This window comes from Citrobacter youngae, assembly GCF_003818115.1.
GTDB lineage: Bacteria > Pseudomonadota > Gammaproteobacteria > Enterobacterales > Enterobacteriaceae > Citrobacter > Citrobacter youngae.
The window spans coordinates 21292-35221 of sequence record NZ_RPOI01000035.1 but is presented as its reverse complement, the minus strand read 5'-3'; the positions used below and the strand labels follow the sequence as shown (position 1 = coordinate 35221).

Below are 13930 nucleotides of genomic sequence, written 5' to 3'. Positions count from 1 at the left end.
TGACTTATCCGGCCTACGGCGATGTGCTTTTGTAGGCCGGATAAGCGAAGCGCCATCCGGCAATGCCCTAGCTCCGACGTACCCGTCGTTGCGTATAAATCGCATCCATCACGAAAATCGCCAGCGCGACCCAGATAAACGCAAATGTGACCATTTTATCCGTTCCTGGGACTTCACCGTAGAAGGTGACGGCCAGCAGGAACATCAGCGTAGGTCCGATATACTGGAAGAAACCCAGCGTCGACAGACGCAGGCGGGTTGCCGCGCCGGTAAAGCACAGCAGCGGAATGGTGGTCACGACACCCGCAGCAATCAGCAGCAGATTGAGCGACATCGGGTTTTGCCCCATATGGCTGGTTGGGCTGTCCGCAATACCAAACAGATAGATGGCTGCAACGGGTAAAAGCCACAGGGTTTCGATCAGCATGCCGGTTTGTGCTTCGACCGCAATCTTCTTGCGCACCAGACCATAGAAAGCAAAGCTGAACGCCAGTCCTAGCGCGATTATTGGCAGCGATCCAAAGGTCCACAGCTGTACCAGTACGCCACAGGCGGCTAACAGTACCGCCAGCCACTGCATGCGACGAAAGCGTTCGCCGAGGAAAAGCATTCCCAGCACAATATTCACCAGTGGGTTAATAAAATAGCCGAGGCTGGCTTCCAGCATATGGTGATTATTGACTGCCCAAATGAACAGCAGCCAGTTTCCGCCGATGAGCACTGCAGAGAGCGCCAGCAGGAAGATCTTCTTTGGCGTTTGTAGCAGCGTTTTGACACCCGACCACTGGCGGCTGATGCTCATCAGTACCACCATAAAGAAAAATGACCAGATGACGCGGTGCGTCAGGATCTCATCTGCCGGGACATAGTAAATCAGCTTGAAGTAGGCAGGAGCGATACCCCAAATAAAATAAGCAGCAAGAGCGAGTAACACGCCCTGCCGCGTTTGTTTAGCATCCATCGGGAAAACTCATTGCAGAAATGTAACAGCAGTTTACCTTTTTTTGGCTGCTTACCCCACCATATAAGTGGCGGTTGCGCTGGCAATATAAAGCTGTTCTTCGTTATGCAGTTCCACGCGTGCAACGGCGACTTTATTACCCGCCCGCAGCAGGCTGCTGGTGGCGGTAAAGCGGTTCCCTCTACCAGGGCGCAGGTAATCAACGCGCAAATCGATGGTTCCCATGCGTGACATCCGCTGACGCAGTTCGTCTTCGCTGATCGTTTCATGGCGAGTCAGCGTACTCCCAACGCACACCAGTCCGGCGGCGACGTCCAGCGCCGAGGCGATCACGCCGCCATGCAAAATGCTTTGCGCCCAGTTGCCGACCATCATCGGTTGGTTATTAAAGGCTAATTGAGCAAATTCTTTCTCATAGCGTTCAAGCTCCAGTCCCAGCGCCCGGTTAAACGGCATATGATAGACAAACATTTCACCCACTAACTTCAGCGCTTCCTCAGCAGTAAGTACGGCAGACATACGATCCCTACATCTCAATGGTTAATGAAATGTTGATATTATGCTTATTATTTGTTGTTTTCTACTTTAGGACGGGATGATTAACGAGGAACTCGCTAAGTATGTAGAATACTTGCCAGATAATTATACAATTCATCAATATTTTGGTTCAGGAGAACAGTACCGATGCGGGCGATTTTGGGATGGTTACTACCAGCAGTCATGCTGCCGTTGACCGCGTATGCGCAGGAAGCGACAGTGAAAGAGATTCATGATGCACCGGCGGTTCGTGGCAGTATTATCGCCAACATGCTGCAGGAACATGACAACCCTTTCACGCTTTATCCTTATGACACTAACTATCTTATCTACACCAATACCAGCGACATGAACAAAGAGGCGATCAGCAGCTATAGCTGGTCCGAAAATGCGCGCAAAGATGAGGTTAAGTTTCAGCTAAGCCTGGCGTTTCCGCTGTGGCGCGGGATATTAGGCCCAAATTCGGTACTCGGCGGCTCCTATACCCAGAAATCCTGGTGGCAGCTTTCTAACAGTGAAGAGTCTTCACCGTTTCGCGAAACCAACTACGAACCGCAATTGTTCCTCGGTTTCGCCACCGACTACCGCTTTGCCGGTTGGACGCTTCGTGATGTCGAAATGGGTTATAACCATGACTCTAACGGCCGCTCCGATCCCACTTCACGTAGCTGGAACCGTCTTTATACTCGCCTGATGGCTGAAAACGGTAACTGGCTGGTGGAAGTTAAGCCGTGGTACGTCATCGGCAGCACTGATGATAACCCGGATATCACAAAATATATGGGCTACTATCAGCTCAAACTGGGTTATCACCTCGGTGACGCCGTCTTAAGTGCGAAAGGTCAGTACAACTGGAATACCGGTTACGGCGGCGCTGAGTTGGGTGTCAGTTACCCCATTACGAAGCATGTGCGTCTTTACACCCAGGTTTACAGCGGTTACGGCGAATCGCTGATTGACTATAACTTCAATCAGACCCGTGTTGGTGTGGGCGTGATGCTCAACGATATCTTCTGATAAGTATTGAGAGTATTTTAATCATTGCAGTTTCTCTCTCAGGCGCTGAAAATAGCGCCTGTTTTTATTTCAGGCTAATGGGGTTAATGTGGCGCAGGCGGAAGTGTTGAATCTGGAAATGGGCGCTAAGCAGGTTTTGCAAGAAACCTTTGGCTACCAACAGTTTCGCCCGGGTCAGGAAGAAATCATTGATACAGTGCTCTCTGGTCGCGACTGCCTGGTCGTTATGCCGACCGGCGGCGGTAAATCCCTGTGCTATCAAATTCCCGCATTATTGCTAAACGGACTCACCGTTGTTGTTTCTCCGCTGATTTCCTTGATGAAGGATCAGGTCGATCAACTGCTGGCCAACGGCGTGGCGGCGGCGTGCCTCAACTCCACTCAAAGTCGTGAGCAGCAGCTTGAGGTGATGGCAGGCTGTCGTACAGGACAGATTCGCTTACTGTACATTGCGCCCGAACGCCTGATGCTGGATAACTTCCTTGAGCATCTGGCGCACTGGAATCCGGTGCTGCTGGCGGTTGATGAAGCGCACTGTATTTCGCAGTGGGGGCATGATTTCCGCCCGGAATACGCGGCGCTGGGACAGTTGCGCCAACGTTTCCCAACCCTGCCGTTTGTGGCGCTGACCGCGACTGCGGATGAGACAACCCGGCTGGACATTGTGCGTCTGCTGGGACTCAACGACCCGTTAATTCAGATCAGCAGCTTTGACCGCCCGAACATTCGCTACATGTTGATGGAGAAGTTTAAGCCGCTCGATCAGCTGATGCGCTACGTGCAAGAGCAGCGCGGTAAGTCTGGCATTATCTACTGTAACAGTCGCGCTAAAGTAGAAGACACCGCCGCGCGTCTGCAAAGCCGGGGCATCAGTGCCGGGGCTTATCATGCCGGGCTGGAAAATACCGTACGCGCTGACGTGCAGGAGAAATTCCAGCGCGACGACCTGCAAATCGTGGTGGCGACCGTGGCGTTCGGTATGGGGATCAACAAACCCAACGTACGCTTCGTGGTGCATTTTGATATTCCGCGCAACATCGAGTCCTATTACCAGGAAACCGGCCGCGCCGGGCGTGACGGCCTGCCTGCGGAAGCAATGCTGTTTTACGATCCGGCAGATATGGCATGGCTACGCCGTTGCCTCGAAGAGAAACCCGCTGGGCAACTGCTGGATATCGAGCGCCATAAGCTCAATGCGATGGGGGCGTTTGCCGAGGCGCAAACCTGTCGTCGCCTGGTGCTGCTGAATTATTTTGGCGAAGGGCGTCAGGAGCCTTGCGGTAACTGCGACATCTGCCTCGATCCGCCAAAACAGTACGACGGACTCATGGATGCGCGCAAAGCGCTGTCGACGATTTACCGTGTTAACCAACGCTTCGGCATGGGGTACGTCGTGGAAGTGCTGCGCGGAGCGAATAATCAGCGTATTCGCGAACTGGCTCATGACAAACTGCCGGTCTACGGCATTGGTCGTGAGCAAAGCCACGAACACTGGGTGAGCGTTATTCGCCAGCTTATTCACCTGGGCCTGGTGACGCAGAATATTGCTCATCACTCCGCGTTACAGTTAACCGAAGCCGCGCGTCCGGTGCTGCGCGGTGAAGTTCTACTACAGCTTGCGGTACCGCGTATTGTGGCGCTGAAACCGCGCGCGATGCAGAAATCCTTCGGCGGCAACTATGACCGCAAACTGTTCGCCAAATTGCGTAAGCTGCGTAAAGCTATTGCCGATGAAGAGAACATCCCGCCGTACGTGGTGTTCAACGACGCCACGCTGATTGAAATGGCGGAGCAGATGCCAGTTTCACCGAGCGAAATGCTGAGCGTCAACGGTGTGGGGATGCGTAAACTTGAGCGTTTCGGTAAAGAGTTTATGGCGCTTATTCGCGCACACGTTGATGGTGACGACGAAGAGTAGTCAGCCGGGCAAAAAAGTGCCAGGATGGTGACTCACTGAACTATTCCCCCGCGAGTCATTTTTATGTTAACGCTATTTTTCACCGTTGCGTTGGTGCACATCGTTGCGCTGATGAGTCCCGGTCCCGATTTCTTTTTTGTTTCTCAAACTGCGGTTAGCCGTTCGCGCAAAGAAGCGATGATGGGCGTGCTGGGTATTACCTGTGGCGTCATGGTCTGGGCTGGCGTGGCACTGCTCGGCCTGCATCTGATTATCGAAAAAATGGCCTGGCTGCACACCATTATTATGGTCGGTGGGGGTCTGTATCTGTGCTGGATGGGCTACCAGATGCTGCGCGGCGCGTTTAAAAAACAGGATGTTGCGGCTCCCACTCCGCAGGTGGAGCTGGCGCAGAGCGGGCGCAGCTTTTTGAAAGGTCTGCTGACCAATCTGGCGAACCCTAAAGCCATTATCTATTTTGGCTCCGTCTTCTCATTGTTCGTTGGCGATAACGTGGGAACGGGCGCGCGTTGGGGGATTTTTGCTCTGATCATCGTGGAAACCCTGGCGTGGTTTACCGTAGTTGCCAGCCTGTTTGCGCTGCCGAAAATGCGTCGTGGCTATCAGCGTCTGGCGAAGTGGATTGATGGTTTTGCTGGCGCGCTGTTCGCGGGTTTCGGCATCCACCTGATTATTTCGCGCTAAGTTTGTTACCCGCCTGGGAGCCCCAGGCGGAGTACGGTTTATTGCGCAAGCTTCTGTAATTCATCCTTCGAAAGGCCGGTCATTTCCATAATCGCATCGGTATCCAGACCTCGCTTGAGCATTGCTTTTGCTACATCAGTGAGGGCAATGCGTTTGCCCTCTTCACGTAGTTGATCCGCCATTGTCATCAGTTTGTCTCCATGCTGCGGCACACGCTGTGCCAGCTTATACAGTAATGTCTGAACATCTTGTGTATTCCCTGCTTGCACCATGTAGTTTACCAGCACGGTTATTTGTTGTCCGCTCATCTTCTCCAGCATAAACAGGCGGGTAAGTTTATCCAGCAGCTGTGCCATGTCGCGCTGGCGAATATGCTTTTGCACTAATGTCAGCGCCGCCATACTGCGATGCTGCATGATTTCATCATCTGGAATAACCGTCACATCCACCAACGGAAATGGTGTGCTGTAAAGTTGAAGGGCGGTTCCCGAATCCTCAAAGTGATCCAGCCAGTTCATTGAGCCTTGCCATGGGCTTTGCTTGCCATGGTAAAAGAGCACTGGAATCACCAGCGGTAGAGTGTCGTTTCCAGCCTCAAGATGACGCTGCATCGCTGCGATAGCGTAGCGCATCAGGCGAAATGACATATGCTTGTCAGGTGAGCTTTGATGCTCGATGAGCACATGTACATAGCCATGCCCGCTGGTGGTTTCCAGTGAGTAGAGAATATCGCTGAAATAGGGGCGCAGATCGTCCTCCACAAAACTGCCTGATTCCAGACGGAGCGTTTCCAGTTTGCAGATTTTAATTAACGAAGGCGGAAGATGAAGTTCAATAAAGTCCCGCGCGGTTTCCACGCGGGAGAGGAAGGTCTTAAATACTGCGTCATGGGGTGTCGTTGCTTCCGCCATCGTCCATCATCCGTGAGAAGTGAGAGTGGCGGCATTCTGACTCTGGTATTCAACACCTAACAGCGCAGAATAAAAGACTTTTCCTCCTTTGCGGCTAAGTACGGAAAGTCATATTCAGACGCTCATACTGTTAGCATTTCTTTGCGAGTGCCGTTCCATTTGCTAGGCATGCCTTGCCGATGCCAGCAGGGCGCCTATCAGCATAAACAGCGAGCCGAACACTTTGTTCAGCGCCTTCATTTGCTTTGGCCCTTTAATCCAGCCAGCAATGCGCGTGGCCAGCGTCGCGTAACCGATCATCACAATGATATCGACCACGATGGTCGTAACGCCAAGCACCACGTACTGCATCAGTTGCGGTTCCTGCGGCAGGATAAACTGCGGGAACAGGGCGGCAAGAAAAACAATGCTCTTGGGGTTGGTCAGATTCACAAAGACCGCGCGTTTGAACAGGCGGCTGCGCGATTGTGTATTCGCCATGGTGTTCAGATCGATAGCACCCGCCGCGCGCCATTGTTGAATACCCAGCCAAATCAGATAGGCCGCTCCCGCCCACTTCAGCACCTCAAACGCGATCACCGAACGTGAAAATAGCGTTCCCAGCCCCACGCCTACCAAAACGATATGAATGCCCAGCCCGGTCTGTAAACCCGCAATCGACGCGCTGGCACCGCGATAACCATGGCTGATGGCGGTGGTCATAGTGTTGATTGCGCCAGAGCCTGGAGACAAGCTCAAAATAATAGAGGTCAGCAGGTAGGCGAACCACCATTCAAAGGTCATGAGAAACTCCCGGATTGTCTATTTTTATGCCACAATACGCTACTGCCGTTAGGTTGTGTCAGCGACGGCGAAAAAAACGATTTTACTTGGTCAGCGAGGCTGGATACCCGATGTTTCAGCAGCAAAAAGACTGGGAAACAAGAGAAAACGCGTTTGCTGCTTTTTCCATGGGGCCACTGACAGATTTCTGGCGTCAGCGGGAAGAAGCGGAATTTACGGGTGTGGATAATATCCCCGTACATTTTGTGCGTTTTCATGCAGAAAAAAATGATCGCGTCATCGTCGTCTGTCCTGGACGCATAGAAAGCTACGTGAAATACGCTGAACTGGCGTATGACCTGTTTCATTCTGGTTTTGACGTGCTCATTATCGATCACCGTGGCCAGGGGCGTTCCGGGCGAATGCTTTCGGATCCGCATCGCGGGCATGTCGATAACTTTAATGACTATGTTGACGATTTAACCGCCTTCTGGCAGCAGGAAGTGCTACCCGGTCCGTGGAGAAAACGCTATATACTGGCGCATTCTATGGGCGGAGCGATTGCCACATTGTTCCTGCAGCGCCACCCGAATCAGTGTGATGCCATCGCGCTTTGCGCGCCGATGTTTGGTATTGTGATGCGCTTTCCCGACTGGATGGTGCGCCACATTCTTGACTGGGCTGAAGGGCATCCGCGCATCCGTGAAGGCTATGCGATGGGAACCGGTCGCTGGCGGGCGCTGCCATTCGGTATGAATGCGCTTACCCATAGTCGACAGCGCTATCGGCGTAACCTACGCTTCTACGCAGATGATCCGCGGTTACGTGTGGGTGGCCCTACCTATCACTGGGTGCGTGAAGGCATTCAGGCGGGCGAACAGGTTCTGGCTGGCGCGGGAGACGACGCGACGCCGACGCTGCTGATTCAGGCCGAAGAAGAGCGTGTAGTGGATAACCGCATGCACGATCGTTTTTGTGAACTCCGCGCTGCAGCAGGCCATCCGGTAGAAGGAGGTCAGCCGCTTGTCATAAAAGGCGCGTACCATGAGATCCTTTTTGAAAAGGACGCCATGCGCTCAGTCGCGCTTAACGCTATTGTCGAATTTTTCGACAAGCATAACTCATCCAGCGGAACCCGCTTTGCCTAGAGGTTGAATTTTCTTATGTATCAGGTTGTTGCGTCTGATTTAGACGGTACGCTGCTTTCTCCCGACCATACTTTGTCCCCTTATGCCAAAGAGACGCTAAAACTACTGACGGCTCGCGGTGTTCACTTCGTGTTTGCCACCGGTCGTCATCATGTTGATGTGGGGCAAATTCGCGATAACCTCGGCATTAAAACCTACATGATCACCTCCAACGGCGCGCGGGTGCATGATTCTGACGGGAATCTGGTGTTTTCCCATAACCTGGATCGCGACATTGCCAGCGACCTGTTTGGTGTAGTGAATGCCAACCCGGATATCGTGACGAATGTTTACCGCGATGATGAGTGGTTCATGAACCGCCACCGCCCGGAAGAAATGCGTTTCTTTAAAGAGGCGGTATTCAATTATTCACTGTTTGAACCTGCGCTGCTGGAGCCGGATGGCGTCAGCAAAGTGTTTTTCACCACCGATTCTCACGAAAGATTGCTGCCGCTGGAACAGGCGATTAACGCTCGCTGGGGCGATCGCGTCAATGTCAGCTTCTCTACGCTTACCTGTCTGGAAGTCATGGCGGGCGGCGTGTCGAAAGGTCATGCGCTGGAAGCTGTGGCGAAAGCGATGGGCTATAGCCTGAAAGACTGTATCGCTTTTGGCGACGGGATGAACGACGCGGAAATGCTCTCTATGGCGGGCAAAGGCTGCATCATGGGCAACGCCCATCAGCGCCTGAAGGATCTGCACCCAGAACTGGAAGTCATTGGTGTTAATGCTGACGATGCCGTGCCGCACTACCTGCGCGATCTCTTTTTAAAGTAATTGTTCTTTAGTTGACCAGTTGTCAACTAAACTCTCCGCTACAATGGATGTTCCCTGTTCTAAGAGACATCCATTGTGGCGCTACTCATCATTACCACTATTTTGTGGGCCTTTTCCTTCAGCCTGTTTGGCGAGTACCTTGCCGGTCATGTCGATAGCTATTTTGCGGTGTTGGTGCGCGTTGGGCTGGCGGCGCTGGTGTTCTTGCCGTTTCTACGTACTCGTGGGCACAGCGTAAAAACGAGCGGGCTATATATGCTGGTGGGTGCCATGCAGCTTGGCATTATGTATATGCTGAGTTTTCACGCCTATCTGTATCTGACGGTTTCAGAGCTACTGCTGTTTACCGTGCTGACGCCGCTCTACATCACGCTGATTTATGATCTGATGAGCGGACGCCGTCTGCGCTGGAGCTACGCCTTCAGTGCGTTACTGGCGGTGATTGGCGCGGGGATCATTCGTTACGATCAGGTGACAAGCCACTTCTGGACCGGTCTGCTGCTGGTACAGTTGTCCAATATCAGCTTTGCCATTGGTATGGTGGGCTATAAGCGTCTGATGGAAACGCGGCCAATGCCGCAGCACAACGCCTTTGCCTGGTTTTATATGGGCGCCTTTATGGTGGCTGTAGTGGCCTGGTTCATGCTGGGCAATGCGCAGAAAATGCCTGCAACCACGCTACAGTGGGGAATTCTGGTCTTTCTTGGCGTGGCAGCGTCCGGCATTGGTTACTTTATGTGGAACTACGGCGCGACCCAGGTGGATGCGGGCACGCTGGGCATCATGAACAATATGCATGTCCCGGCAGGGCTGTTGGTTAACCTGGCTATCTGGCATCAACAACCTCACTGGCCAAGTTTCATCATTGGTGCGGCTGTGATAGTGGCTTCACTGTGGGTACATCGAAAGTGGGTCGTTCCGCACTCCGTACAAACGGCAGATGATCGCAGGCGTGATTCCGCGCTGAGCGAATAAACGCTTCTGTGACCGGCTGTCGCTGCTCGCCATCACGCACGGCGGCGTACAGTCGGCTCCACAATCCATCACCCAGGGTTTTAGTCACTACTAAACCCTGGCGTTCAAAACTCTCCACTACCCAGTGCGGTAACGCCGCGATACCCATTCTGGCTGCAACCATCTGAATCAGCAGCAGGGTGTTATCCACGCTCTTCAGCGACGGACTCACGCCCGCAGGCTGCAGGAAATGCCGCCAGACATCCAGTCGACTCCGTTGCACTGGGTAAATGAGCAGTGTCTCGCTGGCCAAATCTTCCGGCGTGATTTGCGTTTTGCTGGCCAACGGATGGTCAGGCGCCAGTACGAGGCGGACTTCAAAATCAAACATCGGTGAGTAGTGCAATCCGCTGCGCGGCAGGATGTCGGAGGTTAACACCAGATCCAGCTCATCCTGCTGTAGCGCTGGTTGCGGATCGAACGTCACGCCGGATTTAAAGTCCATCTCCACCTGCGGCCAGTTGGCACGAAAATTCTCCAGCGCGGGCGTCAGCCATTGAATACAACTGTGACATTCAATCGCGATTCGCAACCGGGTTTGCTGCGGTTCGTTGCAAGCCTGCAGCGCACGACCAATTTGCGGCAACACCTGATTGGCTAACTGCAGCAGGATTTCTCCCTGCGGCGTAAAGCGCAGAGGCTGGCTTTTACGGATAAAAAGTCGAAAGCCAAGGCGCTGCTCCAGATCGCTGAACTGGTGAGAAAGAGCGGATTGGGTCTGATGCAACGTCGCCGCGGCGGCTGCCAGCGAACCACTATTCCGCAACGCCTGGAGCGTTTTCAGGTGTTTAATCTCGATCATGAAAGTCCTTCACTTCGGCATGAACAAATTGCGCTTGAGGAATATACAGTAACCGCCAATTATGGATGTGTAAACATCTGGACGGCTAAAATCCTTCGTCTTTTAAATTTATGGTGCGTTGGCTTCGTTTCCCCACCCCAGTCACTTACTTCAGTAAGCTCCTGGGGATGAGTAAACTTGCCGCCTTCCCTAAATTCAAAATCCATAGGATTTACATATAATTAGAGGAAGAAAAATGACAATATTGAATCACACCCTCGGTTTCCCTCGCGTTGGCCTGCGTCGCGAGTTGAAGAAAGCGCAAGAAAGTTACTGGGCGGGAAATTCTTCCCGTGAAGAGTTGCTGACCGTTGGCCGCGAGCTGCGTGCCCGCCACTGGGATCAGCAGAAGCAGGCGGGCGTTGACCTGCTGCCGGTGGGCGATTTTGCCTGGTACGATCACGTGCTGACCACCAGCCTGCTGCTCGGCAACGTTCCGGCCCGTCATCAGAATAAAGACGGCTCGGTCGATATCGATACCTTATTCCGCATTGGCCGTGGCCGCGCACCGACCGGTGAGCCGGCGGCGGCGGCAGAAATGACCAAATGGTTTAACACTAACTATCACTACATGGTACCGGAGTTCACCAAAGGCCAGCAGTTCAAACTGACCTGGACGCAACTGCTGGATGAAGTAGATGAAGCGCTGGCGCTCGGGCACAAGGTGAAACCTGTGCTGCTGGGGCCGGTAACTTACCTGTGGCTGGGGAAAGTGAAGGGCGAACAGTTTGACCGCCTGAGCTTGTTGAACGACATTCTGCCGGTTTACCAGCAGGTGCTGGGCGAGCTGGCAAAACGCGGTATTGAGTGGGTGCAAATCGATGAACCGGCGCTGGTACTGGAGCTGCCGCAAGCATGGCTGGATGCCTTTAAACCGGCTTATGACGCCCTGCAGGGCCAGGTGAAGCTGCTACTAACCACCTACTTCGAAGGCGTAACGCCAAACCTGGATACCATTACCGCGCTGCCGGTGCAGGGGCTGCACGTTGACTTCGTGCATGGCAAAGATGATGTCGCCGAGTTGCACAAACGTCTGCCTGCCGACTGGCTGCTGTCAGCGGGCCTGGTGAACGGGCGCAACGTCTGGCGCGCCGATCTCAGCGAAAAATACGCGCAAATTAAAGATATCGTCGGGAAGCGTGACCTGTGGGTGGCTTCTTCCTGCTCCCTGCTGCACAGCCCCATCGATCTCAGCGTGGAAACCCGCCTTGATGCAGAAGTGAAGAGCTGGTTTGCCTTCGCCCTGCAAAAATGCGGCGAGCTGGCGCTGCTGCGTGATGCGTTGAACAGCGGTGATACGTCGGCAATTGTCGAGTGGAGCGCACCGATCCAAGCTCGTCGTCACTCTACCCGCGTACACAACGGCGCAGTAGAAAAACGTCTGGCGGCGATCACTGCCCAGGACAGCCAGCGCGCCAACGCTTACCCGGTTCGTGCCGAGGCGCAACGTGCCCGCTTTAATCTGCCAGCATGGCCGACCACAACTATTGGCTCATTCCCGCAAACCACCGAAATTCGTGGCCTGCGCCTGGACTTCAAAAAGGGCAACCTGGATGCTGGTAACTATCGCACCGGAATTGCGGAACATATTAAACAGGCGATCGCTGAACAGGAGCGTCTGGGTCTCGACGTGCTGGTACACGGTGAAGCCGAGCGTAACGACATGGTGGAATACTTTGGTGAGCATCTGGACGGCTTCGTCTTTACCCAGAACGGTTGGGTGCAGAGCTACGGTTCTCGCTGCGTGAAGCCACCGGTTGTTATTGGCGACGTCAGCCGTCCGGAAGCGATTACCGTTGAGTGGGCGAAGTATGCCCAGTCGCTGACCGACAAACCGGTAAAAGGCATGCTGACCGGACCGGTGACCATTCTTTGCTGGTCATTCCCGCGTGAAGACGTGACGCGTGAAACCATCGCGAAGCAGATTGCGCTGGCGCTGCGTGATGAAGTTGCGGATCTGGAAGCGGCGGGGATCGGCATCATCCAGATTGATGAGCCGGCACTGCGTGAAGGTTTACCGCTGCGTCGCAGCGACTGGGCGGCGTATCTGGAGTGGGGCGTGGAAGCCTTCCGCATTAACGCGGCAGTGGCGAAGGATGAAACCCAGATCCACACCCACATGTGTTACTGCGAGTTCAACGACATCATGGACTCCATTGCGGCGCTGGACGCGGACGTGATCACCATCGAAACCTCGCGCTCTGATATGGAGTTGCTGGAGTCGTTCGAAGAGTTCGACTATCCGAACGAAATCGGGCCGGGCGTTTACGATATTCACTCGCCGAACGTTCCGAGCGTGGAATGGATTGAAGCCCTGTTGAAGAAAGCCGAGCAGCGTATTCCGGCTGAGCGTCTGTGGGTGAACCCGGACTGCGGTCTGAAAACGCGCGGCTGGCCGGAAACCCGTGCTGCGCTGGCAAACATGGTTAAAGCGGCACAGAATCTGCGTCAGGCGTAAAAACAAAACGGAGGCTGATGCCTCCGTTTTGTTTATTGGTTTGCCTGGCGGGAATTATTTCTTCCCACCGTATTGCGCGAACCACTCCAGCATTCTCTGCCAGCCGTCTTTCGCGGACTCTTCGTGATAGCTCGGGCGATAATCGGCGTTAAATGCATGCCCGGCATCGGGATAGACCACGATTTCCGCTTTCGCATTGGCGGCGCGTAGCGCCTGACGCATTGTTTCAACGGTATCTTGTGGAATGCTGGTATCCTGGCCGCCATACAGTCCCAAAACGGGAGCGTTCAGATCGGTGGCAATATCGACAGGGTGTTTGGGGGAGTTCAGCGTTTTATCGCCCACCAGTTTGCCGTACCACGCCACCGCCGCTTTTAGCTGTGGATTGTGTGCGGCATACAGCCAGGTAATGCGCCCGCCCCAGCAAAATCCGGTGATCATCAGTTGGTGCGCATCTCCCCCGTTGCGGGAGGCCCAGCTGGCGACGTGATCCAAATCGGCCAGTACCTGAGAGTCAGGCACTTTGGCGACGAGGCCGCTTAGAAGCGTCGGGATATCGGCAAAGTCATTGGGATCGCCTTCGCGAAAATAGAGTTCGGGTGCGATAGCCAGATATCCTTCCAGTGCCAGTCGACGGCAAACATCACGAATGTGCTCATGAATACCAAAAATCTCCTGCACGACAATGATGACGGGCAGCGGACCATCGGTCTGTTGCGGCCGTGCGTAATACGCAGGCATATCATCGCCTTGTGATGGTATTGATGTCACTCCAGCGATAATCGCGTTATCCGGAGTGTGAACCGTCGTGGACTCCGGTGGGGATACAGCAGGTGCAAAACCAGATTGTCGTGTTGTCATGG

At 53.9% G+C, this 13930-nt stretch carries 13 protein-coding genes; 7 read left to right on the top strand and 6 right to left on the bottom strand.

Annotation, left to right across the window (positions count from 1 at the left end):
- Window positions 1-67: 67 nt before the first annotated feature.
- Together rarD and yigI are read right to left on the bottom strand one after the other, a co-directional pair.
- A complete protein-coding gene (gene rarD / locus EHN13_RS22510; protein WP_101743044.1) occupies window positions 68-961 on the bottom strand; it encodes an EamA family transporter RarD in 894 nt (297 codons plus the stop codon).
- A gap of 51 nt (window positions 962-1012) precedes the next feature.
- Window positions 1013-1480, bottom strand: coding sequence for an acyl-CoA thioesterase YigI (yigI, locus tag EHN13_RS22505; RefSeq protein WP_003017917.1), 468 nt, complete (start codon window positions 1478-1480; stop codon window positions 1013-1015).
- 165 nt (window positions 1481-1645) lie between these two features.
- Here yigI and pldA point away from each other — a divergent pair, with 165 nt between their 5' ends.
- The 3 genes from pldA to rhtC all read left to right on the top strand — a co-directional run bounded on the left by pldA (window position 1646) and on the right by rhtC (window position 5117).
- A complete protein-coding gene (gene pldA, locus EHN13_RS22500; protein WP_003017916.1) occupies window positions 1646-2515 on the top strand; it encodes a phospholipase A in 870 nt (289 codons plus the stop codon).
- A gap of 88 nt (window positions 2516-2603) precedes the next feature.
- A complete protein-coding gene (recQ, locus tag EHN13_RS22495; RefSeq protein ID WP_124022115.1) occupies window positions 2604-4433 on the top strand; it encodes an ATP-dependent DNA helicase RecQ in 1830 nt (609 codons plus the stop codon).
- Between the two features lie 63 nt (window positions 4434-4496).
- Entirely contained in the window at window positions 4497-5117 is a 621-nt protein-coding gene (gene rhtC, locus EHN13_RS22490) for a threonine export protein RhtC (RefSeq protein WP_003828942.1), read from the top strand.
- A gap of 38 nt (window positions 5118-5155) precedes the next feature.
- Here rhtC and EHN13_RS22485 read toward each other — a convergent pair whose 3' ends face one another.
- A complete protein-coding gene (locus EHN13_RS22485; RefSeq protein ID WP_061066923.1) occupies window positions 5156-6028 on the bottom strand; it encodes an Rpn family recombination-promoting nuclease/putative transposase in 873 nt (290 codons plus the stop codon).
- Between the two features lie 162 nt (window positions 6029-6190).
- Entirely contained in the window at window positions 6191-6811 is a 621-nt protein-coding gene (rhtB, locus tag EHN13_RS22480) for a homoserine/homoserine lactone efflux protein (RefSeq protein WP_003828938.1), read from the bottom strand.
- Between the two features lie 110 nt (window positions 6812-6921).
- On the opposite strand from rhtB, the gene pldB reads away from it, so the two are divergent.
- The 3 genes from pldB to EHN13_RS22465 all read left to right on the top strand — a co-directional run bounded on the left by pldB (window position 6922) and on the right by EHN13_RS22465 (window position 9729).
- Window positions 6922-7938, top strand: a complete 1017-nt coding sequence (pldB, locus tag EHN13_RS22475) for a lysophospholipase L2 (protein ID WP_124022114.1) — start codon at window positions 6922-6924, stop codon at window positions 7936-7938.
- 15 nt (window positions 7939-7953) lie between these two features.
- Complete coding sequence (gene yigL, locus EHN13_RS22470; protein WP_124022113.1) at window positions 7954-8754, top strand: sugar/pyridoxal phosphate phosphatase YigL; 801 nt, start codon at window positions 7954-7956, stop codon at window positions 8752-8754.
- Between the two features lie 75 nt (window positions 8755-8829).
- A complete protein-coding gene (locus EHN13_RS22465) occupies window positions 8830-9729 on the top strand; it encodes a carboxylate/amino acid/amine transporter (protein WP_124022112.1) in 900 nt (299 codons plus the stop codon).
- On the opposite strand, the gene metR is transcribed toward EHN13_RS22465, so the two are convergent.
- Window positions 9617-10570 (bottom strand): HTH-type transcriptional regulator MetR, encoded by a 954-nt coding sequence (metR, locus tag EHN13_RS22460; RefSeq protein WP_003017908.1) that lies wholly within the window; start codon window positions 10568-10570, stop codon window positions 9617-9619. The two genes, EHN13_RS22465 and metR, sit on opposite strands and share 113 nt — an antisense overlap.
- A 235-nt stretch (window positions 10571-10805) precedes the next feature.
- Between metR and metE the strand changes: the two genes are divergently transcribed.
- Window positions 10806-13067, top strand: a complete 2262-nt coding sequence (metE, locus tag EHN13_RS22450) for a 5-methyltetrahydropteroyltriglutamate--homocysteine S-methyltransferase (RefSeq protein WP_124022111.1) — start codon at window positions 10806-10808, stop codon at window positions 13065-13067.
- Window positions 13068-13121: 54 nt separating this feature from the next.
- Here the strand turns inward: metE and EHN13_RS22445 are convergent, their stop codons facing one another.
- Window positions 13122-13928, bottom strand: a complete 807-nt coding sequence (locus EHN13_RS22445) for a dienelactone hydrolase family protein (RefSeq protein WP_124022110.1) — start codon at window positions 13926-13928, stop codon at window positions 13122-13124.
- Window positions 13929-13930 lie beyond the last annotated feature (2 nt).